The sequence below is a fragment of the Streptomyces sp. V4I2 genome (assembly GCF_030817655.1).
GTDB classification, from domain to species: Bacteria; Actinomycetota; Actinomycetes; order Streptomycetales; family Streptomycetaceae; genus Streptomyces; species Streptomyces plumbiresistens.
In genome coordinates, this window is sequence record NZ_JAUSZM010000003.1 from 1,406,896 (window position 1) to 1,431,213 (window position 24,318).

The window sequence follows — 24,318 nt, forward strand, 5'->3', positions numbered from 1 at the left end:
TCGGGAGGAAGGCCGTGACGTCATGAAACTCGACAAGCCGGTGGCCGGCGGGCCCTGCTGGGCCGAGGTGGGAGCGCCGGACCTGACGGCGGCCAAGGCGTTCTACTCCGCTCTCTTCGGCTGGCGGACGGAGACGGACAGCCGGGAGGAGATGGGCGGCTACACGATCGCCTACCTCGGGCACCTCCCGGTCGCCGCGCTCGTCCCGCTGGGCGAGGAGCCGCAGCCCGTCGTCTGGTACGTGACGTTCGCCGTGTCGGACGTGGACGCCACGGTGGACAAGGTGAGGTCGGCGGGCGGCTCGGTGGTCTTCGAACCCGGGGACGTCCCCGGCATGGGCCGCTTCGCCTCCGTCACCGATCCGCAGGGCGCCGCCTTCCATCTGTGGCAGGCGGGGGGCTTCGAGGGCGCGGGTCTGCTCAACGCCCCCGGCTCACTGGGCTGGGTGGAGCTGATGACCAGGGCTCCCGAGCGGGCCGTCGACTTCTACACGACGGTGTTCGGCTGGAGCGTCAACGCCTCGGAGCACTACACGCAGTGGGGCCTCGACGGATCGGACTTCGGCGGCATGGTCACGATGGACGACAAGTTCCCGCACGAGGTGCCCCCGCACTGGCTGCCGTACTTCGCGGTGCCGGACGTGGACGCGGCCTCGGCCACGGCGACCGAGGCGGGCGGCACCATCCTGATGGAGCCGATGTCGGTGCCGGACGGTCCGCGGATCGCGGTGCTGCGGGATCCGGCCGGGGCGATGTTCGGCGTGTACATCGCGGGCTACGAACACTGAGGGCCTGCGCTCGCTGAGGACCTGCCCTTGCGTTGAAGCGCGCTCCAGCTCCTAGCGTCGTACGCACGATCTGCCTGAAGGGGAAAGTGCGTGCGTTACACACTGTTCGGCAAGACCGGTCTGCGCGTGAGCGAGCTGAGTCTCGGGGCGATGACCGTCGGGGACGACCTGGGCTGGGGTGCCGACAAGGAGACCAGCGCCCGGATCCTCGACGCCTACGCGGACGCCGGCGGCAACTTCGTCGACACGGCGAACATCTACACGGGCGGCAGTTCGGAGCGGATCCTCGGGGAACTGCTCGAAGGGCGGCGCGACGAGTTCGTCCTGGCCAGCAAGTACACCTGCGGGATCCGCGAAGGGGACGTCAACGCCGCGGGCAACCACCGCAAGAACCTGGTGCAGTCGGTGGAGGCGAGCCTTGAGCGGCTGCGGACCGAACGGCTGGACGTCCTGTGGGTGCACGCCCGCGACAACTTCACGCCGGTGGAGGAGGTCATGCGGGCACTCGACGACCTCGTACGGACCGGGAAGGTGCTGTACGTCGGCGTCTCGGACTGGCCCGCCTGGGAGATCGCGCAGGCCAACACCCTGGCCGAGCTGCGGGGTTGGACCGCCTTCGCGGGCTCGCAGCTGCGGTACAACCTGCTGGAGCGGACGCCGGAGCGTGAACTGCTCCCGCAAGCACGGGCGTTCGACCTCGCCGTGCTCGCCTGGGCGCCGCTGGCGGCCGGGAAGCTCACCGGCAAGTACCGCAGGGGCGAGTCGGGGCGGCTGGACCTCTGGGACGACAGGCCGACCTCTCAGGAGGAGGACGTCATCTCCGCCGTCCTGGACATCGCCGAGCAGGGCGGCTGGAGTCCCGCCCAGGTGGCCCTGGCCTGGCTGCTCGGTCGCCCCGGCAACGTGGTGCCGATCGTCGCCGCCACCAAGGAGAGCCAGCTCGCCGACAACCTCGGCTGTGTGGACGTCCGGCTCGACGCCGACGCCGTGGCCCGTCTCGACGAGGTGAGCGCCGCATCGCTCGGGTTCCCGCACGACTTCGTACGGGAACCCGCCATCACCGGCACCATCTACGGCGACCGCTGGTCCGAGATCGACGACCGGCGCTCGACCTACCGCCGCACCGCCACCGAGATCCTCTAACGCAGCGCGGCCTCTAGAACAGGGGGGTCACGGAGACCTGGTCGACGACGGGCGCGTAGGCGGAACGCTGACCGTACTGGTTGCGCGACGCACCCCCGAAGTCGGGGAGTTCGTCGGCGGTGAAGGTGACCGTGTTGGTGCCCTGTTCCAGAGTGACGGGGACCGAGAGGTTCCAGAAGTTGTTGAAGTGGAAGGTGGTGGGGAACAGGACGCGGCGCGGGGCGGCTCCGTTGACGCAGATGTCGGCGTGGCGGCAGACGGGGTCGGGGTTGTAGTGCGTGGCGGGCGCCTGCTCGCCGTTGGCGTAGCGGACGGTCAGCGCGTGGCGTCCGGTGCGGTCCGCCGTCACGGTCAGCGTGAGCGCGTTGTCGGGGCCGCCGCCGATGCCGTCCACCGCCTTGCCGCCGGTGGCGTACGCGTATCCGGTCACCTTCGCGGTGCCGGTCAGGGCGCCTTCCTCGGCCGGGTGGGTTGTGCTGGGCAGCAGGTCACGGGAGGGGCCGACCCGCAGCCGGTCCACGACGAGGAGTTCCGAAGTCCCGGTGACGGTGAGCTTGTTGACGCCTCCGGCCAGGAAGAGCGGTACGGCGCCCCGCTCGACGCGGCCGACGTCCTCGCCGTTGACCGCGAGCAGACCCTCCCCCGGGCCGAGGACGTCGACGGTCACGCTCGCCTCGCCGTCGTCGGCAGCGTGCACCCAGAAGGTGACCGTGCCCCCGCGCGGGAGTACGGCGGCGCCGGGCCCCGAAGCCCCGCGGTGCGCGTGGCTGACGACCGCTCCGCCGCCGAGGGACGCGTACTCGGCCTCGTACAGGTCGGTGCCGTCGTCGTCGCGCAGGGCGAGGTCCAGTTTGTCGACGACCGCGTCGCCCTTCGTGACGCCGAGGTCCGGGTCCTGCGCGGCGAGCGTGATGCGGTGCCTGCCCGCGGTCAGCTCGACCCGGGTGTCGGTGTGGCCCCACACGGCCCACTTGTAGCCGAGCGGCAGCCGCAGCTCGCGCGGGGTCTCGCCGTCCACGCGCAGGAAGACGTTGGTGGGGCCGAACTCCCTTACCAACTCGGCCTGGTTGTAGGAGTTGGCGAACACGCTGGCGTCGTACGTCCCGTCGTGCGGGACCTCGACGTCGAAGGCGAGCACGCCGTCGGAACCGGTGCGCAGGCCGCCCACGTGGTAGCCGCCCGAGGTGGCGAACCTGTCGACGTCGGAGGGGGATCCCTCGGGTCCGTTCTTCGAGTGGCCGGTGCCCGTGTAGGTGGCGTCCTCGGCCTCGTAGGTCCGCCGCCACCGGATCGCGGGCGGCAGGGACGCGGCTCCGTTGCCGCCGGGCGACAGGACGGCCTGGTAGGCGGACATCGCGTCGAGGTCGCTCACCGGCAGGGTCACCCGGCCGTCCACGACCGGAAGTTCCTCGTCCCGCAGCCGCAACGGCTGGGCGCTCGCGCCGACTTGCCCCGTCCAGGGAATCTCATGGAGCCGTAGGTGCACGGTCGTGCCGAAGACATCGGGGTCGACGCCCTCGAAGACGACGTCCGCGGTGCCTGCCGCGCCGCCGAACAGCACGCGGGCCTGCCGCTTGGCCGTGTCCAGCGAGGCGACGCCCTGGAGGGTGTACTGCACGTTGGGATACGGGGCCACCACCCGGACGGTGTTTCCGGTCAACCGGCCGTAGGCGTTGAACAGCCACCACTGGCCGTTGGCCTTGTTCGCCTCCACCGCCGAGTCGTTGAGGTTGCCGGCGATGTTCCAGTACGCCAGGTCGGCGTCGACCTTGGACTCCTCGATGGCGGAGATCCACTGCACCATCTGGCCGGGGACGGAGACGTGGTAGTTGTGCGCGTACTCGTTGAGGTTGACGGGCAGCGGGCCAATGCCCAACCCACGCTCCATGTCCCGGTACTTGGCGACGTTCGTGCGAACCTCGGCCGGTGACGACAGCTCGTGCCAGGTGATCACGTCGGGCAGCACGTCGTGCTCCTTGGCGAACTCCAGGAAGCCTCGGACCTCGGGATACAGGATGCAGGTGTTGGGGCCGGCGATGCGGGCGTCGGGGTCGAGGCCCTTGATGAGGTGGTATGTCTTCTTCCAGGCCGCGAAGTAGTGCCGCGGGTCGGTGCGCCAGGAGACCCCGTCGTGGCTCCACTCCCCCTCGCCGAACATGTTGCCCTCGGGTTCGTTGAACGGGACGTACACGACGTGGGACCTGTCCGGGCCGAGGGTCAGGACGTGCTCCACCTGACGGCGGACGATCTCCAGGAAACCGGCCAGCCGTTCCTCGCCGTCGGCGCCGGGCCACTCGTACGGAAAGCCGCGGTAGAAGTCGGGCAGGTAGACGTACACGTCCTGGCCGCCGGCCGCGACAAAAGGCGGCAGGATCTCCAGGGCGTCGCCGCCGGGGTGCTGGATGCCGTCCTGGGCCTTGGTGGTGACCGTACGGGGGTACATGCCCTCGACCAGCGTGCGACTGGGCACCCCGTCGCCGTACAGGCCGTAGAGGGTTCCGCTCGCGCCGCCGTGGAAGGGGCCGGTCTCGGTGCCGAGGTCCACGGTGAGGGTGTCGGGGGCGGCGGGGGTCTCGGCTGTCACGGCATCCATCCTTCGTCCGGCATGTCGTACGCCGATCGATGATCCGAACCGGCCTGGTCGAACGTAAGAACCATGCGCTGCTGACGTCAATGGCGCGCCAGTCTCCGAAACTTCCGAAACCCGGGCTCGGGAGACGGGTTCAAGGGCGCAGTACCCCCTGGAGCCCCTCGAGCCGGTTCAGCAACCCGGAGAGCAGTTCGGCCATTTCGTCCTGCTCGGTGGAGTCCAGGACCGACAGCACGGCGGTCTCATAGGCCAGTTGCTCGGGCAGGATGCCGTCGACCAGGTCGCGCCCGGCGTCCGTGAGGCGCAGGTGGGCGACTCGGCGGTCGCGGGCGTCGCCGCGGCGCTCGACCAGGCCGCGTTCGGTGAGGGCCTTGAGGCGCTTGGTGACGGCGGCGCCGGAGGAGAAGGTCTCGCGGGCCAGTTCGCCGGGGGTGAGCTCGTGGCCGGTGCGGCGCAGCGCCCCGAGCAGGTCGAACTCGGGGCGGCTGAGCCCGGCCCGGCGCAGCGGGGCGTCCTCGGCCTGCTGGAGGAGGGCGGCGGAGCGGTTGATGCGGCCGATGATCTCCATGGGGCCGGTGTCGAGGTCGGGGTGGACGGACTGCCACTGCCGGACGACCGCGGCGACGGTGTCGCTCCTCGTCGCTCCGGGGGCGCCCGCTCCGCTGCTCGCCGTCATGGCCGTACGTCCTCCGTCGTCTCGTCCGTGCGCCGGTCCAGGTGCAGTCCCTGACGCCGTACCGTCGCCGCGAGCGTACGGTGTCCGGACTGCTCGGCGAGCACGACCCTCTCGTGCGGCAGGGCCCGCTGCCACCATTCGCCTGACGCGGCCTCAGCGGTGGCGCGCAGGTCGACGAGCGCGGCGGCGAGACCGCGGCGAGCGGATTCCAGGGCCGCGGACGCGGGGTGCGGCTCGGCCAGGAGGCGTGCGGCGCGCTCGCGGGAGCGCTCGACGGCGGTCAGCGCACGCTCCACGCCGGTGCCCGCGCGCCGGTTGGTGACGGCGACGGCCGCAAGGAAGCCGACCAGGGCGCCGACGACGGTGTCCACGATCCGCTCGGTGATCAGCCGGCCGGGCTCCTGGTGGCCGGCGAACTCGGTGATGAGCAGGGCCATCGGGGTCACGCAGACGCTGCCGAGCCAGTAGTTGCGGCTGATCAGCGCCTCCGCGCCGAAGTTGAAGGCGAGGCAGCACAGCACCAGGGCCGCCGGGCCGAGGTGGGCCAGCGGGGCCACGGCGGCGAAGAGGAGGACGCCGACGAGGTTGCCGACGACGCGCTGGACGCCCCGGCTCCAGGTGAGGGTGAGGTTGGCCTGGTAGAGCGAGGCGGCGGTGACCAGGGCCCAGTAGGGGCGGCCGACCCCGACGGCGAGCGAGGCGTAGCCCGCGAGGGCGCAGCCGAGGGCGGTGCGGACGGCGAGCGGGGTCAGCGGTCCGAGCCGGCTCCACCACGGGCGGGCCGGGGCGGCGAATTCGGCGTCCACGCCGAGGAGTTCGTCGGTCTCGGCGGGCAACGGGCCGGCCTGCGGGACCGGTCCGGTGCCGCGCAGGGCGCGGGCCCAGGTGCGCAGCCGCTCCGGGTCCGTGTCCGCGGGCGCCGCAAGGGCGATCTCGGCGCGTACGACAAGCCGCTCCAGGGCGCGCCGCGTCCCGGTGGGGGCGCCGGCGGAGAGCAGCGACTGCCAGGCGGCCTGCACGGCGGCGGCCGCGGCGGCGCGGGCCCGGGCGTGGCCGTCACCGGTGCCGCGCGTGGTGGCGTACGCGGCTGCCGCGTGCAGGGCGTGTGCGGTGGCGCGGCGCTCCGGGCCGTGCGGGCGCAGCAGGCCGAGCGCCATGCCGATGAGCCAGGCCCAGCCGCCCGCCGCGACGGCCAGCGCCAGGTGGGCCGGGATCTGCCCGAGGGACTGGGGTGCGAACAGGGCGGCGGTACTGATGAAGGTGAGGACCACATTGCCCGGCGGCCCGATCCGGGTGGCGTCGCACAGCACCTTCTGTACGGCCGCCAGGACGGCGCCGACGGCCACGAGAACGACGGCACTGGAGGTGAGGGAGGCCGCGAGCAGGGCGACGGCGAGGCCGCCGATCATGCCGAGGACGACCCAGGCCAGGGCGCGGGCCCGGGCGGCGTAGGGGCGGTTGTGGGCGTAGAGCGCGCACAGCGACCCGGCCATCGTGTACATCGCCAGGTCGAGCCGGTCGAGGGCCAGCAGGATCAGGTTGGGCGGGGCGACGGCGACGACCACGCTCAGGGCCGGCTTGAACCAGATGTCGGAGGGCCGGCCGAGACGCAGCACACCGGCGAGGGGGAGGCGGCGGGCGGGCGGAGCGACGGGAGTGGGGGCGGCACGGCTCATGAGGACAAGATTAGCAGGTGTTTTACATGTAAAAGATAGCCGCTCACCTGCTGTGCTCCGCCCAATGCTCCCCGCTTGCCCCCTTGCGCTCGCTTGCGCGCCCGCGTCGCCCGGGCATTCCTTGACCGACCGTCGAGCACCGACCGTCGAGCGGGGAGGTGGGCGTGCACGGACCGGCTTCGCCCGGCTGGCTGCTGGTGGCGCTGTGTGCGGCGGCCGGGGCGTACTGCCTGCTGCGGATGCGCAGCACCGTCGAGGAACAGCGCCGGGCCGCGGGCGGCGAGGCGCTGATGGGCTTCGGCATGGCCGCGATGGCCGTGCCCGCCACGGCGTTCACACCCCCGTCCTGGGCCTGGCCCGCCTACGCGGTCGTGTTCGGCGCGGCGGCGCTGCACGCCCTGTGGGCGGCCCGGGCGGGCGCCCACCATCTGCACCACCTCGTGGGGGCCTCGGCCATGGTCTACATGGCGGTGGTCATGGCCGCCTCCCCCGGACACCACGCCGCATCCGGCGGCGCCGGGATCCCGCCGCTGACGGGGGCGCTCCTCCTCTACTTCACCGCCTATGTGCTGCTGTCCGGCGTACGCCTGGTCCCCGGCCCCGTCCCCGTCCCCGTCACCGCCGGCGGTGCGGCCGGGGCGTGGCGCGACCGGCCGGAGCTCGCGCGGGCGTGCCGGCTGTCGATGGGGATCGGGATGGTGGCGATGCTGCTGACGCTCTGACGCGGGTGGCGCCGCGACGCCGGCCGCGCGGACCGTCGTACGCGCTCATGATGCTCCCCGCGGCACTGTTGCTGCTCGGCGCCCTGACCGCCGTCGTCGCTCCCCGGCTGCCGGCCCGGGCCGACTGGGCGGACCGTGAACCGGTGCCGGCGCTGTGGGTGTGGTTGGGGGGCCCTGGGGGAGCGTGGTGGCGGCCGTGCTGCTGAGGCGTACACGCTCGGTACGGCCGAACCGTGGGCCGCCGCGACCGCGGTGGCGCTCGCCTGCGGCGGGGTGTGGAGCGCGGCAATGCTGGTCCGGGAAGTCGTACGGGCGCGTGCCCGCCGTCGGCTGTGCCAGGCCGAACTCCTGCTTCGGGCCCCGTTGTGGTCCGTCGAGGAGGCCGCCGGCGGTCGGCTCGTCGTCCTTGAGGGTGAGCGGCCCGACGCCTGGTGTCTGGGGAGCGCGGCGCCGCGGCTCGTCATCACCACGGCCGCGCTGCGCCGCCTGAAGGGCCGGCGGCTGGACGCCCTCGTCGCCCACGAGGAGGGTCATGCGCAGGCCCGGCACGACTGGCTGCTGCACTGCTCGGCCGCGCTGACGGGCGGGTTCCCGCAGGTGCCGGTCTTCGCCGCGTTCCGGGACGAGATGCACCGGCTGGTCGAGCTCGCCGCCGACGACATGGCCTCCCGCCGCTTCGGCCGGCTGACCACCGCGCTCGCCCTGGTCGGGCTCGACGAGGACCGGGGAGTGTTCGGCCCCTGCCCGGCCCCGCAGGCGCAGGTGCCGCAGCGGGTCCACCGGCTGCTCGCGTCCCCGGACCGGTTCACGGCGGCCCGTCGGCTGCGGCTGACGGCGGCGGCCGCGCTGGTGCCGGTCGCGCCGGTGCCGCCGGCGTTCGTACCGGGGTCGCGGGCACTGGGATGTGGTGCCCGAAAGGGCGGGCGGGACGTGGGATTGGCTTCGTGCCCCACGGTTCGGCGAGGATCGCAGCATGCACACTCCGCCCGTCGAATCCCCGCCCCGCCCGCCGGCGTACCGCGGCGCCGCCCGCGCCGCGGGCATCCTCGCGCTGTGCTCGGCGCTGCTGATCGCTCTGGTCGCCGCCGAGTGGCATCCCCTGTCCACCCTGGACGGCGACATCGCCGACACCACTCACCGCTGGGCGGTGGACGACCCGGACGTCACCCAGACGTCCCGCATCCTGACGGACTGGGTCTGGGACCCGTGGACGATGCGCATCCTGTGCGCGGTCGTGGTCGTGTGGCTGGTGTGGCGGCATGCGGCCTGGTGGACGGCCGGATGGCTGGCGGTGACCGCCGCGCTGGGCACAGTGCTGCAGCAGGGTCTCAAGGCCGTGGTCGGGCGCCCGCGGCCCGTCTGGCCCGACCCCGTCGACTCCGCCCACTACGCCGCCTTCCCCTCCGGCCACGCCCTGACCGCCACGGTCGTGCTGGGCCTCCTCCTGTGGCTGCTGCACCACCACGGCGCCGACCGGATCCTGTGGCGTGCGGCCGTCACCGTGGCCGTGATCTCCGTCGTCGGCGTCGGCCTGACCCGCGTGTGGCTGGGCGTCCACTGGCCCTCGGACGTGATCGGCGGCTGGCTGCTGGGCGCGATGGTCGTGGCCCTGGCGGTGACGGTCCACCAGCGGCACCGCCGGTGACGGCCCACCCCGGCCGGCCTGCGACATCGTCCCCCTAAGATCGCCTCATGGCTGCCGTGCTGTTCGACTTCTCCGGAACCCTCTTCCGTATCGAGTCCACCGAGACCTGGCTGCGAGCCGTCCTGACCGAGGCCGAGCTGCCCCTCGCCGAGCCCGAGTTGCTGCGGATCGCGCATGCTCTGGACAGGGTGGGCGCGCTGCCCGGCGGAACCCACCCCGTCGAACAGATCCCTGACGAGCTCGCCCACGTCTGGGAGATCCGCGACAAGAGCGCCGAGCTGCACCGGGCCGCGTACACCGGTGTCGCCCGCCAAGTACCGCTCCCGGATCCCGCGTTGTACGACGCGCTGTACGACCGGCACATGTCCCCGGTCGCCTGGGCGCCCTACCCCGACGCCGCCGTGGTACTGCGGACGCTGCGCGAGCGCGGGATCGGCGTCGGCGTGGTCAGCAACATCGGATGGGATCTGCGACCGGTGTTCCGCGAGCACGGCCTCGACTCCTGCGTCGACACGTACGTCCTGTCGTACGAACACGGCATCCAGAAGCCGGACCCCCGGCTGTTCGCGACCGCCTGCGCCGCACTCGGCGTCGAGCCGCCCGACGCCGTCATGGTCGGTGACGACCGGCGGGCGGACGGCGGCGCAGCGGCCCTGGGCTGCCGGGTGCACTTCGTGGACCATCTGCCGGTGGCAGAGCGGCCGGACGGGCTGCGGCCGGTGCTGGATCTGGTGGGCTGAGCCCGTATCGGACGTGCGCGACCGTCCTGGACGATCCCCCGCGTCGCCCAGGACGGCAGCAGCCCCGACCAGGCCCTTTCGGGGGCCGGCCCGGACGCCTGAGTATAGTTGGCTGATAGCCAGTCAACGCAGGAGTTACAGCATGTCCCCGCGCAGCGCCTCGGTCAATGAAGAGTTGCGCCGGCGTTCCCGGGAACGGCTTCTGCAGGCGGCGGTCGAGCTGGTCAGCGAGCGCGGATACGAGGCGACGACCCTCGGCGACATCGCGGACAGAGCCGGCTCGGCGCGCGGTCTGGTGTCGTACTACTTCCCCGGCAAGCGCAGACTCGTGCAGTCCGCCGTGCACCGGCTCATGCACCGCACGCTGGAGGAGGCGCTGGAGCGCGAGCCGCGTACCGAGGACGGCCGGGAGCGGATGGCCCGGGCCATCGACGCGATCCTGGGTCTGGCGCGGGATCAGCCCGTGCTGATGCGCCAGCACATGGCCGGGATCCTGCAGGCCGAGGGTTTCGTGCAGTGCCCGGAGCAGCAGCGCCTGGCCCAGCTGCTGCGGGAGACGGTCGCCCGCCACGGCTGCGAGGATGTCGACGCGGACTACGCCATGCTGCGCGCCCTGCTGATGGGCGCGGTCTTCGCGGCCCTGGTGCCGGGGATGCCGATGTCCGTGCCGGTGCTGCGGGCCGAGTTGTTCGAGCGGTACCGGCTCGACTGGGAGCTGGGGGTTCCGCCGGACGCCGAGGCGGCGTCCGGCGGGACGTGCGACACGGATCTGTCACGGTTCTTCGCCACCGGGACCGCACCGGAGTGCGGTCCCGGGCCGCGTACGGCTCAGTCGAAGTAGTCCGGCTGCGTCTGGACGTTGAGTTCGCCCAGGCGCACCCACTTCGCCGGGTCGGTGCGCCGGTCGTTGAGCTTCAGTACGTCGAAGCCCTTGGCGATGTCGTTCGAGTAAATGTAGCCGTTGTAGTAGTACGCCGACCAGGATCCGGCCGTCGTGAGCCGCTCCGGGTTCACCGGGCCGCGCTCGAAGTAGGCGATCTCCTTCGGGCGGGCGGAGTCGGTGAAGTCCCAGACGGAGATGCCGCCCTGGTACCAGGCCTGGACCATGATGTCCTTGCCCTTGACCGGGATCAGCGACCCGTTGTGGGCCACGCAGACCTCCACGGCCGCCTGGTGGCGGGGGATCTTGAAGTAGCTGCGGAAGACGAGCTTGCGGTGGTCGCCCTTGCCGACGATGTCGTAGATGCCGTCGGCACCCTTGTTCGGGCCGATCTCCGCGTTGCAGGTGGCCGCACCGCCGCCGCCCAGCTCGTCGGTGAAGACGACCTTGTTGGCCTTCTGGTTGAAGGTCGCCGAGTGCCAGAACGCGAAGTTCACGTTGTCCTGCACCCGGTCGATGATCTTCGGGTTCTCCGGGTCCTCGATGGAGAAGAGGATGCCGTCGCCCATGCAGGCGCCCGCGGCGAGGTCCTTCGAGGGCAGCACGGTGATGTCGTGGCAGCCGGTGGTCTTGGAGACACCCGGGTTGGTGGGCGCACCGGGGTTGCCGCCGCCGTCCGGACCCTCACCGGGGAAGAGCACCGGGAAGCTGACGATCGCCGCCTTCTCGGGGGCGCTGCGCGGCACCTTGATGACGGAGATGCCGTCGTGCGGCGGCTGGCAGTCCGGGTAGGTGGCGTTCGGCGAGTACGAGGAGACGTAGATGTAGACGTTCTTCCGCTCGGGCACCAGCGTGTTGGTGTGCGAGCCGCAGGCGGTCTCGACGGCGGCGACGTACTTGGGGTTCTTCTTGTCGCTGATGTCGAAGACCTTCATGCCCTCCCACGAGGACTTCTCGGTCACGGGCTGGGTGGTGCTGCTGCAACTGCTGTCGCTGCGCGAGGAGTCGGTCGACAGGAAGAGCAGGTTGCCGGAGACGGAGATGTCGTTCTGCGAGCCGGGACACAGGACCTGGGAGACGGTCTTGGGCGCCTTCGGGTTGCTGATGTCGAAGATGCGGAAGCCGTCGTAGTTGCCGGAGAAGGCGTACTTCCCCTGGAAGGCCAGGTCCGAATTGGTGCCGGGCAGGACGTCCTTGGGGATGTTGACAAGGTGTTCGATGTTGGCCGAGTGGACGATCTCGTCCTGGCCGGGTATCTCGCCCTCGGCGATCGACGCGCGGACCTCGGCCTCGTCGCTCCTGGACACCTCCTCGCTCGTGGCCGGAGCGTCCCCCGGGTCGGGGGTCGCGGCCGCCGGTCCGGCCGTCAGCAGAGCCGCCAGGAGGCCCGCCGCTGTGGCGGCAACTCCCAGGCGTCTGTATCGCGTTCGGGGTTCTTTCAACAGGATCACTGCTTCCTCCCTAGTGCCGTTCGTGGGGGAACGGATCACGCACCCCCGAAGTATCGTCTTCACCATGCACATATCAACAGGGGGCAACGAACACGTAATAAAGGTTTTTGATCAGTTGCGCACGGAAGCGTGCTAGGACGGTCTTCGACACTCACGAGGTGTCCCCCACCCCGCCTGCCACAGGAGGTCGTTGTGCCCTTCCGTCGTGCGTACCGCGCACCCCTCGCCGCGGCCTCACTGGCCGCCCTGGCCGTACTCGCCCTCGGGGGCTGCGACTCCGGGTCGGAGGCCAAGTCGGCCTCGGCGACCGGGCCTTCGGTGCTCGTGCCCGGCAAGCCCGGTGAGGCGAACCGGACGATGTCCGCCGAGGACGCGGCACAGCAGCGCACCGACGACGACACTCCCAACTCGGCCGACGTCTCCTACGCGCGGATGATGATCGAACACCACACGCAGGCCCTGGAGATGACCGAACTGGTCCCGGACCGCGCCGGGTCGTCGAAGCTCGAGAAACTGGCCGAGAGGATCGGCGCCGCCCAGGGGCCGGAGATCGACAGCATGGAGGCCTGGCTGTCGGAGCACGGCGAGGACGAGAAGGGCGACGGCCACGATCACACCTCGATGCCCGGCATGGCGACCGAGGCACAGCTGAAGAAGCTGCGCGCGGCGAAGGGCGAGGCGTTCGACGAGCTCTTCCTCACCCTGATGATCACGCATCACCAAGGGGCGATCACGATGGCCACGGAGGTGAAGGCACAGGGCAACAACATCCGGGTCGAGGAGATGGCCGACGACGTGGTGGCTCAGCAGACCAGCGAGATCGCGCGGATGCGGGACATGCAGTGACCCAATAGTCGGTCACCACCCAACAGGACCGTTCAGCGCCGCGCGTGACGTGGCGTCAGGTAGCCCGCGTCACGCGCCTGGGCGATCAGCCGCAGCGACTTGCGTCGGCTGTGCCCGGTCGCGCACATCACCGCCAGCACGGGGTCGACGCCCTCCTCCTGGGCCGCCCGGTACTCCTGTGCGACGAGCCACCGCCCCTCGATGCCCCGCGGCCACGCGGGGCGGGCGCGGCGCGGCCCGGCCACCTCGGGGCCGGGCTCGGGCCCGAGTCCCGAGGCCTCGGCGAGCGGACCCTCGATCCAGTCAGCGAGCACGGCCAGGTCGTCCAGGGACAGCGCCGGCTGGGCCCGGACGTCCTCCAGTGAGACACACCCCTCGGCCACCACGGCGAGCACGTCGACCCGGGCGCCGTCGCCGAACTCCAGCCGGACGTCGAACCACGAGGTCGCGTTGCCGCCCTCCCGCACTTCCCACGCGGGCCACACGGACACCGTGCCATCCGTCGGACAGCGATCGGAAAGATTGAGAAAGGATGCTTCTAGCACACACGCAACGTAACCGCATGATCACACTCCATAAAAACGGACACGCGTGCCCGTCCTGCGCACAGCACCCTGTCAGCGGAGCGGCGGCGGTGCGATGCTGGAGGTGACAGCGTTCTCCCGTCGACCCCTCGGGTCCCCCGGTGAGGAGTTCCGCCGTGCTGCATGTCGCCGTCGTCGGCTCCGGGCCCAGCGGGTGCTACGCCGCCCAGAGCCTCGTCCAGCAGGACGCCCAGGTGCGTGTCGACGTCCTGGACCGGCTGCCCTGCCCGTACGGCCTGGTGCGGTACGGCGTGGCGCCGGACCACGAGAAGATCAAGTCGCTGCAGAACAATCTGCGCACGGTCCTGGAGCACGAACGGGTGCGCTTCCTCGGAGGGATTCAGATCGGCCCCCAAGGCGTGTCCGCCGCGCGGCTGCGGGAGCTCTACCACGCCGTCGTGTACTGCGTGGGCGCCGCCACCGACCGGCACCTCGGGATCCCGGGCGAGGACCTGCCGGGCAGCTGGTCGGCGACGGAGTTCGTGTCCTGGTACAGCGCGCATCCCGACTCCGCCGCCGACGGCTTCGTGGTCGGCGCCCGGTCGGCGGTGGTCATCGGCGTGGGGAACGTCGCCGTGGACGTCACCCGGATGCTGGCACGAGGCCTCGCGGAACTGAGCCCCACCGACATGCCCCAGACGGCCCTCACCGCGCTGGCCGCGAGCCAGGTGTCCCAGATCCACATGGTGGGGCGGCGCGGCCCCTCGCAGGCCCGGTTCACCACCAAGGAACTGCGCGAGCTGGGTGCCCTGCCGGGCACCGAAGTCGCCGTGGACCCGGCGGAGCTGGCCCTGGACCCGGCCTACGTCGACCCCTCCGGACTGCCCGCGGCGCAGCGTCGCAACGTGGAGGTGCTGCGCGGCTGGGCACAGGCCCCGGCAGGAGACCCCGCGCCGCACCGGATTCGGCTGCGGTTCTTCCTGCGCCCCGTCGAACTCCTCGCGGACGGGGGGCGGGTGGGCGCGGTGCGGTTCGAGCGGACGGCGCCGGACGGGCACGGCGGGGTGGCGGGCACGGGCGTGTTCGAGGAGATCGAGGCCCAGCTGGTGCTGCGTTCGGTGGGCTATCGCGGGGTGCCGCTGGAGGGGCTGCCGTTCGACACGGCGAGTGGCACGGTGCCCAATCTCGCCGGCCGGGTGCTGCGCGAGGGCGTGATCGCGCCGGGCGAGTACGTGGCGGGCTGGATCAAGCGCGGGCCCACGGGCGTGATCGGCACCAACCGTCCGTGCGCCAAGGAGACGGTGACCTCGCTGCTGGCGGACGCCCCCGCGCTCGTACACAAAGATCTCCCCGAGGACCCGCTCACGGCGCTGCGCGCCGACGGGATCCGGCCCGTCCAGTGGGCGGGGTGGCAGGCGATCGAGCGGGCCGAGGCGGAGCTCGGGGCCTCGCTCGGGCGGGGCGTGGTGAAGCTGCCGGACTGGGAATCGCTGCTGGCCGCGGCACGATCGGCCGCTCCTTAGCGGCTTCGCGGGCAACCGGGTGGGCATGACACACATCGGCAACAGCACCGAAATCAACAAACTGTTCAAGCCTCGTACGGTCTCGTGCTGTTCGCATGTTCCCAGCCATCCGCCGCTCTGGAGTGCCCATGGCAACGACCGCACCCGTGCATCCCGTCGACGAGGTCCCACCCGTACGGCAACTGGCCGCTTTCGGTCTGCAGCATGTGCTCGCGATGTACGCGGGCGCGGTGGCCGTGCCGCTGATCGTCGGCGGTGCGATGAAGCTGTCGCCCGCGGACCTGGCGTATCTGATCACCGCGGACCTGCTGGTGTGCGGGATCGCCACGCTCATCCAGTGCATCGGCTTCTGGCGGTTCGGCGTACGGCTGCCGATCATGCAGGGCTGTACGTTCGCGGCCGTGTCGCCGATGGTCCTCATCGGTACGACAGGCGGCGGGCTGCCCGCGATCTACGGCTCGGTGATCGTCGCGGGGCTCGCGATCGTGCTGCTGGCGCCGGTCTTCGGCAGGCTGCTCCGGTTCTTCCCGCCGCTCGTCACCGGCACGGTCATCCTGATCATCGGCATCTCGCTGCTGCCGGTCGCGGGGAACTGGGTCGCGGGCGGTGTCGGGTCGGCGGACTTCGGGGAGCCGAAGAACGTCGCCCTCGCCGCTTTCGTCCTGGTGGTGGTGCTCGGCGTGCAGCGGTTCGCGCCGGCGTTCCTGAGCCGGGTCGCGGTACTGATCGGCATCGTGGTGGGTCTGGCGGTCGCCGTCCCCTTCGGTTTCACGGACTTCGGCGGGGTCGGGGACGCCGACTGGGTCGGCATCAGCACGCCGTTCCACTTCGGTGCGCCCACCTTCGAGGCGTCGGCGATCATCTCCATGCTGGTGGTGGCGCTGGTGTGCATGACCGAGACGACCGGTGACTTCATCGCGGTCGGCGAGATGACGGGCCGGAAGGTGGACCCTCGCTCCCTCTCGGACGGCCTGCGCGCTGACGGCCTCTCCACGGTCCTCGGCGGCATCTTCAACACCTTCCCGTACACGGCGTACGCGCAGAACGTCGGCCTCGTCGGCATGACCCGGGTGCGCAGCCGCTGGGTCGTCGCCGCCGCGGGCGGCATCCTCGTAGTGCTCGGCCTGCTGCCCAAGCTGGGCGCGGTGGTGGCGGCCATCCCGGCGCCGGTCCTCGGCGGTGCGGGCCTGGTGATGTTCGGGACGGTCGCGGCGAGCGGCCTCAGGACGCTGGCCCAGGTGGACTTCAAGGGCAACAACAACCTGACCGTGGTGGCCGTCTCGGTCGCCATGGGGGTCCTGCCGGTCGGCGTGCCGACGATCTACGAGAAGTTCCCGGACTGGTTCCAGACGGTGATGAACAGCGGCATCAGCGCGGGCTGCCTGACGGCGATCGCACTGAACCTCCTCTTCAACCACCTGCCGACGAAGGCGGGTTCAGCCGACGCCGGAGTCACCGAGGCGGACGGCCTGCCGGCCGGCGGCGTCGAGGAGGGCGTCCAGAAGCCCCGGGAAGAGGTCGTCTAGGTCGTCCCGGCGCAGGCCGTTCATCTTGGCCGTGCCCCGGTAGATCTGCCGGATCGCCCCGGCCTCCCGCAGCACCCGGAAGTGGTGCGTGGTCGTGGACTTTCGCCGCGCAGGTGTAGGGGCCCGTGTCCTCCCGGAGGAGTACGGCACCCCCGGCGACTGCTCCCGCAAGGTCGGGGGCGATGTCTCCCCGGGCACGATGCGCCCGGCGCCGCGGGCGACGAGGCTGATGGCCTCAGGCAGGAGGAGAGCGCCATGAACCGCCAGACCCGCATCCGTGTCACCCGCCGGCCCAGCACCTCGCGCGACACCAAGATCGACCGCAGGACGCCCTCGGGGCGCATCCTGCCGTACTGATGGCGACACGGCGGCCGGGGAGCGTGCCCCGACCGCCGTGCGGCCCGAGACGTCAGCCCGTGCAGGCCTTCCCGTTGAGCGTGAACGCACCGGGAGCCGCGCTGTTCCCGGTGTGGTTCGCCTGATAGCCGATGGTGACGCCGGCGTTCGGGGCGAGCGTGCCGTTGTACGACACGTTCGTCGCCGTCACCGCTCCGGAGGACGGCGCGTACGTGGCACCCCAGCCGTTGGTGATGGTCTGGCCGGCGGGCAGGGTGAAGCCGAGTTGCCAGCCGTTGACCGAGGTCGTGCCCGCGTTGGTGAGGGTCACCGAACCGGTGAGGCCGGTGCTCCAGGCGTTGGTCGAGGCCGTCACCTTGCAGGCGCCCGGCTGCGGTTGGGGAGCCGGCCCCGAGGTGTCCAGGCCGAAGAAGGTGAGGGCGCGGGCCGCCATGCCGTTGGCGTAGAGGTTGTGGCCGACGCCCTGGAGGCTGATCGCCTCGACCGGGGCACGGTCACCGGTCGCGCCGTAGCGGGTGCGGATCCAGCCGGAGACGGGTTGGTCGGTGGCGGCCGGGGTCTGGCTGACGCCCAGGACGTTCGTCCACTGCTTGATCTCCTCCCCGAAGTTGGGGTAGCGCAGCACGTCGTCCTCGGTGCCGTGCCAGACCTGCATGCGCGGCCGCGGGCCGGTGTAGCCGGGGTAGGCGGCACGCACCAGGTCGCCCCACTCCTGCGGGGTGTGGGTCACCGTGCCGCCCGAGCACGCGCTGTTCCATTCGGAGCCGTCGGTGGTGGCGAAGCAGCCGAACGGTACGCCGGAGAAGGCGGCGCCCGCCGAGAAGACGTCGGGGTAGTCCCCCAGCAGGACGTTCGTCATCATCGCGCCCGACGAGATGCCGGTGGCGAAGATCCTGTCCGGGTCGGCGGAGTAGGTGCGGGTGACCCAGTCGACCATCGACTTGATGCCGACGGGGTCGCTGCCACCGCCCCGCTTCAGCGCCTGGGGCGAGGAGACGTCGAAGCACTTGCTGGCGCGGGTGACCGAGGGGTAGACCACCACGAAGCCGTAGCGGTCGGCCAGCGAGGCCCACTCGGTGCCGGAGTACATGGCGGGTCCGGAGCCGGTGCAGTAGTGCACGGCGACCACGACCGCGGGGTTCGCGGTGACGCTGTCCGGCACGTACAGGTACATCTGGAGGTTGCTGGGGTTGGTGCCGAAGTCCGTGACTTCGGTGAGCGTCGCGGTGGGGGCCGCGGCGGCCCGCTCGGGGCGTGCCGAGGCGGCCGGCGCGGTGAGGAGGGTGGCCGCGAGCAACGGCACCAGTGCCGCGAGCAGCGTCACGAGCACCGAACGCAGGGGCCTTCTTCGGGTGTTGCGGGGGGTGAGGGGCACGTCCTTGTCCCTTTCCGGTCGCGGCTCTTCGGACGTGGTGCGCGGTCGTCAGCAGGTGGAGTTCGTCTGGGTCAACAGGGCCAGTCGCCAGGGCAGTTGGGAGTAGTCACCGCTCGCTGCCGGGTCCATGCCCTGGTAGAGGTAGCGCAGTCGGCAGGGGTTGATCCTGAGGTTCTGGTCGACGCCGTCGCGGATCAGCTCGCCGTGGCTGAAGTCCTTGGTCCAGGCGGGTTGTCCGGCCTCGAAGGTCACGTTGTTCGCGCGGATGAACGCGTTCGCCTCGGTGTCCGCGAGCGGCGTCCACGTGCCGCCCAGGCTGTCGGCCGTCCAGGCCCGGAAGTAGCGCCGCCAGTCGGACTTGGTGGCCAGCGCCTCGACGAGCATCAGGTACTTGCCACTGTCGCCGAGGCGGTAGACGTTGCTCGCCTCGAACAGGTCGAAGCGGTTGGGTTCGGACAGCACGATCTCGGTGTCCCGGGAGCCGTTCGGGAACTCGGCGAGCGTGGTCCGGGAGCGGTACTGGTGGCCGTTGTCGTCGGAGAAGAACAGGTAGCAGTCGGCCTTGTCGCAGATCGTCCAGAAGTCCAGCCAGAACCCGTTGCCCTTGTTCTCCGTGACGACGGGAGGCTCGCTGGCGAAGAAGTAGCGCGGGGCGCTCCAGCTCTCCGGCTTGGAGGGGTCGGTGGTGGTGGAGTAGGACGGCGGGCCCGTCTGGTAGACCATGTACCAGAGCTTCTGCGGGGCGAAGTAGAACACCTGGGGCGCGGCCGCGTACCGGTTGCCGATGTCCGGGTTGGCGTCCAGGAAAGTCTGCGGTGCGGCCGCCGCCTGGGACCAGTCCGTGAAGCTGGTGTACGCCAGGCTCCACCGGCCGGCGGTGTCGGCGGTGGTCGCGTAGACGTGCCAGCGGTTCTTGTGGCGGAAGACCGTCGGGTCCTTCACGGAGACGATCGGGTGGCCGGCGTCCGGCTTGGGAGCGATCAGCGGACCGGTCGAGGACCAGGTGAAGGAGCCGGGCAGCGCGTCCTTCCGAGCCGTCCCGGAGTCGCCGGCGGCCGCCGGGCCGGGCGACAGGGCGGCCATGCCGACGGCCAGTAACGCGAGCACCAGCCCGCTGATGAACGTACGCATCCGTGGAGTCGTCATCGACCCGCCCCTTTCGGAAGGGAAGCATCCGCGGAGCATCGTGGCATGCACATGGCTTACGTGGAAGCGCTCCCACGTTTCGAAAGAATTCGCTCGCGCCACCTACCAGGGACGGCCGAACACGTTCTGCGCAAAGCGTTGACTAGAAAGCGCTTGCCCCCTACGTTCCGTTCAGCAGTGTGACCCACTCGCACCGCCCTGGCCCTACAGGGCCCACTCTGCCCGTGCACGGCGAACAACATGGCGTACGACATTCACGTACATGACCAACCCAGCACTCGCAGGCACCACCGAAGGGACGCACCCGCATGCGTACTCTCCCCCCACGTACACACGCGCAAAGATCCGTACTGGCGGCCGGCGCGGCCGTTCTCGCGACGGTGGCCGTGCTGACCCTTCCCCAGTCGGCCGGCGCCGCCGAGACCTCGCCGATCGGGTTCGGCGCCGGGACGACCGGCGGCGGCAGCGCCACGGCGGTCACCGTCTCGTCGTTGGACGCCTTCAGGACGGCCGTCACCGGCAACACGGCGAAGGTCGTCAAGGTCAACGGTCTGATCTCGTTGAGCGGTCAGGTCGACATCGGCTCCAACACCACTGTCCTCGGCGTCGCTTCGTCGTCCGGGTTCACCGGGGGCGGGCTACGGCTGAAGAACGTCACCAACGTCGTCGTCCGCAACCTGAACATCAGCAAGCCGCTCGCGCCCGCCGACGGCGTGACCGTCCAGGCGTCGACGAAGGTGTGGATCGACCACAACTCCTTCTCGGCCGACCGGACCCACGACAAGGACTACTACGACGGCCTGCTGGACATCAACCACGGCTCCGACAACGTCACGGTGTCGTGGAACACCTTCAAGGACCACTTCAAGGGCTCGCTCGTCGGTCACAGCGACAACAACGCGAGTGAGGACACCGGGCACCTGAAGGTGACGTACCACCACAACCACTTCAGCAACGTGTACTCGCGCATCCCGAGCCTGCGCTTCGGCACCGGCCACTTCTACGACAACTACGTCGAGGGCGCCGACACCGCCGTGCACTCCCGTATGGGCGCTCAGGTTCTCGTCGAGAACAACGTCTTCCGTGCGACGAAGATCGCGGTCACCACGAACCGCAGCAGCGACGTCGACGGATTCGCCAACCTGCGCGGCAACGACCTGGGTGGAGCCGCCACCGAGGTCTCGCAGGTCGGCACCTTCACCACCGCTCCGTACAGCTACACCGCCGAGCCCGCCTCCTCCGTCGTCGCCTCGGTGACGAGCGGCGCGGGCACCGGAAAGCTCTGACCAACCCCTCACAGCACAGAAGGAATCGGGACATGACTTCTGCAGCACCCTCGCGCGCCCGCGGGCGCGCACTCACCGGCTCACTGACCGCTCTCGGCCTATCAGGTGTCATGATCATGACATTCAACGCGCCCACAGCGAGCGCGGCGACCTGGCCGACCCCCTCCAGCAGCCAGGGAGTGAGCTCGACCATCAACGTGTCCGGCGTCCGGGACGGCGGCATGGTGCGGTACTACGGCAGCGGCGACCTGGCCGGTGACGGCCAGGAGGAGGGCCAGGACCCGATCTTCAAGCTCGCGGCCGGCGCGACGCTGAAGAACGTCATCATCGGCGCGCCCGGCGCCGACGGCATCCACTGCGAGGGCAACTGCACCCTGCAGAACGTCTGGTGGGAGGACGTCGGCGAGGACGCCGCGACCTTCCGCGGCGGCTCGACCTACACCGTGACCGGCGGTGGCGCCAAGAAGGCCGCCGACAAGGTGTTCCAGCACAACGGACCCGGCACCGTGAACATCTCGAACTTCGCCGTCAGCGAGTTCAAGACGCTGTACCGCTCCTGCGGCGACTGCTCCACGCAGTACACCCGCAAGGTGAACCTCAGCAACATCGAGGTCACCGGAACGGGCTCCACCGCACGGCTTGTCGGCATCAACGTCAACCGCAACGACGTGGCGACGCTGCGCGGCATCACGATCCTCAACGACTCGAGCCGCAAGGTCGTGCCCTGCCAGAAGTACAACAACACCACCGCGGTCGGGACGGGCCCCGACAGCACGAACTGCCTCTACAGCACCTCGGACATCACCTACAGGTAAGCCCGGTAACTCCGGTAAGCCCCCCACGGTAGGTGAGGCGGCCGTCCGAAGCGTCCCCGCACGGCGCTTCGTACGGCCGCCGTGTCATGCGCCGGGAACGTGCCGAGAGTGCTGAGGCACCGTGTCGGCCAGCTCTTCCTGGTAGTCCGTGTACGCCGTGCGCAGTTCCGTGCCCGGCCAGTCCTCCGGCAGCAGTCCGGGGGGCAGGACCGGGTCGGCGAGCAGGTGCCGCACGACGGCCGCGAAGGCGGTGAGCCGGTCGGCCGGCCGGTCCGGACGGGCCGGACGGGCCACGCGGGTGATGTGGTCGAGCAGTGCCCGGGCCGTGGCCGCCCAGGTGTCGAGGGGCCACAGGCTCGCCGCCAGCTCCGGCGCGGGCCGGTCGGGGCGGGCCCTGTAGTGCTGGGCCACCTCGTCGAGGTCGTCCGGGAGCGGCCGGAGCAGGTTGGCGGGCCGGAGCCAGACGCCTTCGCGCAGTTCGGCGAGCCTGAGGGCGCCGAGGCGAGCGCGCAGGTCGGCGCGTTCCGCGGGGCCGCGGCCGGTCGCGGTGATCACGACCATCTCCCAGTCGCCGTCCCACGCGCGCGTGCGGGGGTGTACGGCGTCGTCCTGGCGGCGCTGACGCGCGAGCAGCCGGTCGCTGAGGCGGTGGACCGAGTCCGTGCGCCGCAGGTCTCCGGCGGCCACCATCCGGCTGAGCGCGGCCCGCAGCGTGGAGCCGCCGACCCCGAAGGGCTCCACCGCGCGGACCAGGTCCTTCACGGGGAGCTCGGGCGGATGCGCGCCCAGGAGCAGGCTCAGCACGACCGACCGGGCGGACAGCGGCCGCAGGTCGACCCCGCCGGCCTGCACGTTCCTTCGCATGGTCACGTACTGTACGAGTTCTCTTCGTGTTGCATCATTGCTGCGATCGCAGCGAGAGTGCAACATGGTCCTATGGCCTCGATACTCGCGCACGAACGGTCCACCACGCACGAACGGTCCACCACGCACGACGTCACCAACCAGCCCCCTCCCCTGGTCCCGTACGACGCGTCCGAGGACACGGCCCTCATCGAGGGGCTGCGCCGGGAGGGTGCCGGGTGGGCCGAGGAGGGCATCCGGCGGCTCGGTCTGAGGGCGGGCAGCGCGCAGGCCCAGGAGTGGGCCGAGCTGGCCAACCGCCATGAGCCCGAGCTACGGACGCACGACCGGTACGGCAACCGTGTCGACGAGGTCGAGTTCCATCCGAGCTGGCACCACCTGATGCGGGTCGCGGTCGGCGAGGGGCTGGCGGGCGCGCCCTGGGCGGACGGCCGTCCAGGAGCCCACGTCGCCCGTACCGCCGGCGGGTTGGTGTGGGGGCAGACGGACGCCGGCCACGGCTGCCCGACCTCGATGACGTACGCGGCGATCCCCGCGCTGCGCAGGCAGCCGGAGCTCGCGAAGGTCTACGAACCGCTGCTGACCGGCCGCGAGTACGACCCGGAGCTCCGGGTGCCGAGCGAGAAACGCGGCCTGCTCGCGGGCATGGGGATGACCGAGAAGCAGGGCGGCTCCGACGTCCGCACCAACACGACGGCGGCGACGCCCACGGCCGAGCCGGGTGTGTACACGCTGCGCGGGCACAAGTGGTTCACGTCGGCTCCGATGTGCGACCTGTTCCTGGTGCTGGCGCAGGCCCCGGACGGACTGTCGTGTTTCCTCGTGCCGCGGGTGCTGCCCGACGGCAGCCGCAACACGTTCCGCATCCAGCGGCTGAAGGACAAGCTGGGCAACCGGTCCAACGCCTCCTCCGAGCCCGAGTTCGACGGGACCGTCGCCTGGCTGGTCGGTCCCGAGGGGCAGGGCGTCAAGACGATCATCGAGATGGTCAACTGCACCCGGCTGGACTGCGTGATGATGTCGGCGACGCTGATGCGCAGGACCCTCGTCGAGGCGGGCCACCATGTGCGCCACCGCAGCGCGTTCGGCGCGCGGCTCGTCGACCAGCCGCTGATGCGCAACGTCCTGGCCGACCTCGCGCTGGAGTCGGACGCGGCGACGACGCTCAGCCTGCGGCTGGCCGGTGCGGCCGACCGGGCGGTGCGGGGCGACACCGACGAGGCGGCGTTCCGCCGGATCGCGACCGCCGTCGGCAAGTACTGGGTCACCAAACGGGGTCCCGCCTTCACCGCGGAGGCCCTGGAGTGTCTCGGCGGCAACGGGTACGTCGAGGAGTCGGGCATGCCCCGCCACTACCGCGAGGCCCCTCTGCTGTCGATCTGGGAGGGCTCGGGGAACGTCAACGCGCTGGACGTAATGCGGGCGTTGCGGCGCGAGCCCGGCAGCGCTCAGGCCCTCTTCGCCGAACTCGCCCTGGCGCAGGGTGCGGATGCCCGCCTGGACGCGGCGTTGACGCGGCTCAAGGTGCAGGTGGCGCAGACCTCCGAGGCCGGTGCGCGGCGGCTGGTGGAGCTGATGGCCCTGACCCTGCAGGCCTCCCTCCTGGTCCGGCACGCCCCGCCCGCCGTCGCCGACGCCTTCTGCGCGACCCGGCTCGGGGGCGACTGGGGACACGCCTTCGGCACGCTGCCCGACACCGCCGATCTGGACACGGTCCTGGCCCGCGCGCTGCCCGACGGCGCCTGA

The 24,318-nt window shown here is 71.1% G+C and carries 20 protein-coding genes and 2 pseudogenes; 13 read left to right on the plus strand and 9 right to left on the minus strand.

Going from position 1 to position 24,318, the window contains the following annotated elements; genetic code table 11:
• Nucleotides 1–22: 22 nt before the first annotated feature.
• Together QFZ76_RS07430 and QFZ76_RS07435 are read left to right on the plus strand one after the other, a co-directional pair.
• A complete protein-coding gene (locus tag QFZ76_RS07430) occupies nucleotides 23–787 on the plus strand; it encodes a VOC family protein (RefSeq protein ID WP_307672964.1) in 765 nt (254 codons plus the stop codon).
• A gap of 90 nt (nucleotides 788–877) precedes the next feature.
• On the plus strand, nucleotides 878–1,930 hold the full coding sequence (locus tag QFZ76_RS07435; RefSeq protein WP_307672965.1) for an aldo/keto reductase: 1,053 nt from the start codon (nucleotides 878–880) through the stop codon (nucleotides 1,928–1,930).
• Between the two features lie 13 nt (nucleotides 1,931–1,943).
• On the opposite strand, the gene QFZ76_RS07440 is transcribed toward QFZ76_RS07435, so the two are convergent.
• The 3 genes from QFZ76_RS07440 to QFZ76_RS07450 form a co-directional block, all read right to left on the minus strand.
• Entirely contained in the window at nucleotides 1,944–4,523 is a 2,580-nt protein-coding gene (locus tag QFZ76_RS07440) for a cellulosome protein (protein WP_307672966.1), read from the minus strand.
• Nucleotides 4,524–4,653: 130 nt separating this feature from the next.
• Nucleotides 4,654–5,196, minus strand: a complete 543-nt coding sequence (locus QFZ76_RS07445) for a MarR family winged helix-turn-helix transcriptional regulator (RefSeq protein ID WP_307672967.1) — start codon at nucleotides 5,194–5,196, stop codon at nucleotides 4,654–4,656.
• Nucleotides 5,193–6,872 (minus strand): FUSC family protein, encoded by a 1,680-nt coding sequence (locus QFZ76_RS07450; protein ID WP_307672968.1) that lies wholly within the window; start codon nucleotides 6,870–6,872, stop codon nucleotides 5,193–5,195. The genes QFZ76_RS07445 and QFZ76_RS07450 overlap by 4 nt, the downstream gene beginning before the upstream one ends.
• A gap of 164 nt (nucleotides 6,873–7,036) precedes the next feature.
• On the opposite strand from QFZ76_RS07450, the gene QFZ76_RS07455 reads away from it, so the two are divergent.
• The 5 genes and pseudogenes from QFZ76_RS07455 to QFZ76_RS07475 all read left to right on the plus strand — a co-directional run bounded on the left by QFZ76_RS07455 (nucleotide 7,037) and on the right by QFZ76_RS07475 (nucleotide 10,820).
• Nucleotides 7,037–7,594, plus strand: coding sequence for a DUF5134 domain-containing protein (locus QFZ76_RS07455; protein WP_307672969.1), 558 nt, complete (start codon nucleotides 7,037–7,039; stop codon nucleotides 7,592–7,594).
• A gap of 47 nt (nucleotides 7,595–7,641) precedes the next feature.
• Nucleotides 7,642–8,497, plus strand: a pseudogene (locus QFZ76_RS07460) (M56 family metallopeptidase); the annotation flags it as partial.
• 70 nt (nucleotides 8,498–8,567) lie between these two features.
• Nucleotides 8,568–9,239, plus strand: coding sequence for a phosphatase PAP2 family protein (locus QFZ76_RS07465; RefSeq protein WP_307672970.1), 672 nt, complete (start codon nucleotides 8,568–8,570; stop codon nucleotides 9,237–9,239).
• Nucleotides 9,240–9,286: 47 nt separating this feature from the next.
• On the plus strand, nucleotides 9,287–9,979 hold the full coding sequence (locus QFZ76_RS07470) for an HAD family hydrolase (RefSeq protein WP_307672971.1): 693 nt from the start codon (nucleotides 9,287–9,289) through the stop codon (nucleotides 9,977–9,979).
• Nucleotides 9,980–10,121: 142 nt separating this feature from the next.
• Nucleotides 10,122–10,820 (plus strand): TetR/AcrR family transcriptional regulator, encoded by a 699-nt coding sequence (locus QFZ76_RS07475; RefSeq protein ID WP_307672972.1) that lies wholly within the window; start codon nucleotides 10,122–10,124, stop codon nucleotides 10,818–10,820.
• On the opposite strand, the gene QFZ76_RS07480 is transcribed toward QFZ76_RS07475, so the two are convergent.
• Nucleotides 10,808–12,310: an LVIVD repeat-containing protein gene (locus tag QFZ76_RS07480; RefSeq protein ID WP_307672973.1), complete on the minus strand. Its 1,503-nt coding sequence runs from the start codon at nucleotides 12,308–12,310 to the stop codon at nucleotides 10,808–10,810. The genes QFZ76_RS07475 and QFZ76_RS07480 overlap by 13 nt on opposite strands.
• Before the next feature lie 192 nt (nucleotides 12,311–12,502).
• Here QFZ76_RS07480 and QFZ76_RS07485 point away from each other — a divergent pair, with 192 nt between their 5' ends.
• A complete protein-coding gene (locus tag QFZ76_RS07485; protein WP_307672974.1) occupies nucleotides 12,503–13,156 on the plus strand; it encodes a DUF305 domain-containing protein in 654 nt (217 codons plus the stop codon).
• A 32-nt stretch (nucleotides 13,157–13,188) separates the two neighbouring features.
• Here the strand turns inward: QFZ76_RS07485 and QFZ76_RS07490 are convergent, their stop codons facing one another.
• Nucleotides 13,189–13,647: a DUF6214 family protein gene (locus QFZ76_RS07490; protein WP_307672975.1), complete on the minus strand. Its 459-nt coding sequence runs from the start codon at nucleotides 13,645–13,647 to the stop codon at nucleotides 13,189–13,191.
• Between the two features lie 209 nt (nucleotides 13,648–13,856).
• On the opposite strand from QFZ76_RS07490, the gene QFZ76_RS07495 reads away from it, so the two are divergent.
• A complete protein-coding gene (locus tag QFZ76_RS07495; protein ID WP_307672976.1) occupies nucleotides 13,857–15,203 on the plus strand; it encodes an FAD-dependent oxidoreductase in 1,347 nt (448 codons plus the stop codon).
• A gap of 128 nt (nucleotides 15,204–15,331) precedes the next feature.
• Complete coding sequence (locus QFZ76_RS07500; protein WP_307672977.1) at nucleotides 15,332–16,729, plus strand: nucleobase:cation symporter-2 family protein; 1,398 nt, start codon at nucleotides 15,332–15,334, stop codon at nucleotides 16,727–16,729.
• Here QFZ76_RS07500 and QFZ76_RS07505 read toward each other — a convergent pair.
• The 3 genes and pseudogenes from QFZ76_RS07505 to QFZ76_RS07515 all read right to left on the minus strand — a co-directional run.
• A pseudogene (locus tag QFZ76_RS07505) lies at nucleotides 16,640–16,831 on the minus strand (winged helix-turn-helix domain-containing protein); the annotation flags it as partial. The gene QFZ76_RS07500 and the pseudogene QFZ76_RS07505 overlap by 90 nt on opposite strands.
• Nucleotides 16,832–17,138: 307 nt before the next feature.
• Nucleotides 17,139–18,416: a PHB depolymerase family esterase gene (locus tag QFZ76_RS07510; protein WP_373464504.1), complete on the minus strand. Its 1,278-nt coding sequence runs from the start codon at nucleotides 18,414–18,416 to the stop codon at nucleotides 17,139–17,141.
• Between the two features lie 93 nt (nucleotides 18,417–18,509).
• Nucleotides 18,510–19,607 carry a non-reducing end alpha-L-arabinofuranosidase family hydrolase gene (locus QFZ76_RS07515; RefSeq protein WP_307672978.1) on the minus strand — a complete coding sequence of 366 codons (1,098 nt, stop codon included), beginning with the start codon at nucleotides 19,605–19,607 and terminating at the stop codon, nucleotides 18,510–18,512.
• Between the two features lie 308 nt (nucleotides 19,608–19,915).
• On the opposite strand from QFZ76_RS07515, the gene QFZ76_RS07520 reads away from it, so the two are divergent.
• Together QFZ76_RS07520 and QFZ76_RS07525 are read left to right on the plus strand one after the other, a co-directional pair.
• The gene (locus QFZ76_RS07520) at nucleotides 19,916–20,893 is read left to right on the plus strand and encodes a polysaccharide lyase family 1 protein (protein WP_307672979.1); all 978 of its coding nucleotides are present in this window, start codon (nucleotides 19,916–19,918) and stop codon (nucleotides 20,891–20,893) included.
• A gap of 32 nt (nucleotides 20,894–20,925) precedes the next feature.
• The gene (locus QFZ76_RS07525) at nucleotides 20,926–21,708 is read left to right on the plus strand and encodes a pectate lyase (RefSeq protein WP_266444532.1); all 783 of its coding nucleotides are present in this window, start codon (nucleotides 20,926–20,928) and stop codon (nucleotides 21,706–21,708) included.
• A gap of 84 nt (nucleotides 21,709–21,792) precedes the next feature.
• On the opposite strand, the gene QFZ76_RS07530 is transcribed toward QFZ76_RS07525, so the two are convergent.
• On the minus strand, nucleotides 21,793–22,572 hold the full coding sequence (locus QFZ76_RS07530; RefSeq protein WP_307672980.1) for a PaaX family transcriptional regulator C-terminal domain-containing protein: 780 nt from the start codon (nucleotides 22,570–22,572) through the stop codon (nucleotides 21,793–21,795).
• A gap of 72 nt (nucleotides 22,573–22,644) precedes the next feature.
• On the opposite strand from QFZ76_RS07530, the gene QFZ76_RS07535 reads away from it, so the two are divergent.
• Nucleotides 22,645–24,318 carry an acyl-CoA dehydrogenase family protein gene (locus QFZ76_RS07535; RefSeq protein WP_307672981.1) on the plus strand — a complete coding sequence of 558 codons (1,674 nt, stop codon included), beginning with the start codon at nucleotides 22,645–22,647 and terminating at the stop codon, nucleotides 24,316–24,318.

Coding starts and splice junctions, on each gene's coding strand:
- QFZ76_RS07535 (WP_307672981.1), top strand. CDS start 22,645: ATGGCCTCGATACTCGCGCACGAACGGTCCACCACGCACGAACGGTCC.
- QFZ76_RS07530 (WP_307672980.1), bottom strand. CDS start 22,572: ATGCGAAGGAACGTGCAGGCCGGCGGGGTCGACCTGCGGCCGCTGTCC.
- QFZ76_RS07515 (WP_307672978.1), bottom strand. CDS start 19,607: ATGACGACTCCACGGATGCGTACGTTCATCAGCGGGCTGGTGCTCGCG.
- QFZ76_RS07500 (WP_307672977.1), top strand. CDS start 15,332: ATGGCAACGACCGCACCCGTGCATCCCGTCGACGAGGTCCCACCCGTA.
- QFZ76_RS07465 (WP_307672970.1), top strand. CDS start 8,568: ATGCACACTCCGCCCGTCGAATCCCCGCCCCGCCCGCCGGCGTACCGC.
- QFZ76_RS07430 (WP_307672964.1), top strand. CDS start 23: ATGAAACTCGACAAGCCGGTGGCCGGCGGGCCCTGCTGGGCCGAGGTG.
- QFZ76_RS07470 (WP_307672971.1), top strand. CDS start 9,287: ATGGCTGCCGTGCTGTTCGACTTCTCCGGAACCCTCTTCCGTATCGAG.
- QFZ76_RS07525 (WP_266444532.1), top strand. CDS start 20,926: ATGACTTCTGCAGCACCCTCGCGCGCCCGCGGGCGCGCACTCACCGGC.
- QFZ76_RS07440 (WP_307672966.1), bottom strand. CDS start 4,523: ATGGATGCCGTGACAGCCGAGACCCCCGCCGCCCCCGACACCCTCACC.
- QFZ76_RS07520 (WP_307672979.1), top strand. CDS start 19,916: ATGCGTACTCTCCCCCCACGTACACACGCGCAAAGATCCGTACTGGCG.
- QFZ76_RS07445 (WP_307672967.1), bottom strand. CDS start 5,196: ATGACGGCGAGCAGCGGAGCGGGCGCCCCCGGAGCGACGAGGAGCGAC.
- QFZ76_RS07450 (WP_307672968.1), bottom strand. CDS start 6,872: ATGAGCCGTGCCGCCCCCACTCCCGTCGCTCCGCCCGCCCGCCGCCTC.
- QFZ76_RS07475 (WP_307672972.1), top strand. CDS start 10,122: ATGTCCCCGCGCAGCGCCTCGGTCAATGAAGAGTTGCGCCGGCGTTCC.